This is a genomic window from Polynucleobacter sp. AP-Nickl1-40-C4 (genome assembly GCF_035012665.1).
GTDB lineage: Bacteria > Pseudomonadota > Gammaproteobacteria > Burkholderiales > Burkholderiaceae > Polynucleobacter.
In genome coordinates this window covers 1-619 of sequence record NZ_JAYGQR010000026.1, presented here as the reverse complement: position 1 = coordinate 619, position 619 = coordinate 1, and the positions used below count along the sequence as shown (strand labels likewise).

The 619-nt window shown below is 37.8% G+C and carries 2 protein-coding genes; both read left to right on the top strand.

Annotated features, from left to right (window positions below; all coding sequences use genetic code 11):
* Positions 1–293 precede the first annotated feature (293 nt).
* Positions 294–515, top strand: coding sequence for a YceI family protein (locus VC182_RS11475; RefSeq protein WP_323485373.1), 222 nt, complete (start codon positions 294–296; stop codon positions 513–515).
* Positions 516–556: 41 nt separating this feature from the next.
* Positions 557–619 (top strand): transposase (locus VC182_RS11650; protein WP_223146557.1); only part of this gene is annotated, 63 nt, incomplete at its 3' end.

Genomic DNA, 619 nt, shown 5'->3' with positions numbered 1-619 from the left:
ATAAGGAGCTTAGAATGATCCAAGACCGTTTAAACAACCGACCTAGAAAACGATTAGGATTTAAAACCCCCAATGAAGTATTTATGCAGTCCTTAAACCGTGTTGCACTTCGTGTTTGAATCTACGAAATGAATTAACTTATATAAATGAATTTTATGCTCATTCTTACTTACCTTTTACAGTCTCAATTGATGCCTTAACTGTCGGAAATACTAAAAACAAGGTATTTAGCCCCCTATTGAGGATAGGGGCGCTGATTCAGCACATTCTCATATCAACACCTAAAATATCTAATGAACTTTTTTTATATAAGCGCCTTGCTCCTGACCTTGGTGACCTCCTCGGTACAAGCGGCAGAAATTTATATTACTGACCCTGATCACACCTTTGTTAGCTTTAGCTACAAACATTTAGCTTACTCGATTCAAACTAGTCGTTTTGATAAGGTGAATGGAACTATTACACTCAATGATCAAATGGATGGCGGCACTATTGAATCGCTACCACTTCTATAGACACTTTCTAGCCTAATATTTAGTCTATTAGGAGGTGTGTCATGAGTACAAGAAGACGGTTTACTGAAGAGTTCAAGTTAGAGGCAGTCAAGCAAGTCGTTGAG

Excerpts from the sequence above, each read along its gene's own strand:
- VC182_RS11475 (WP_323485373.1), top strand. The coding sequence starts at position 294 with ATGAACTTTTTTTATATAAGCGCCTTGCTCCTGACCTTGGTGACCTCC.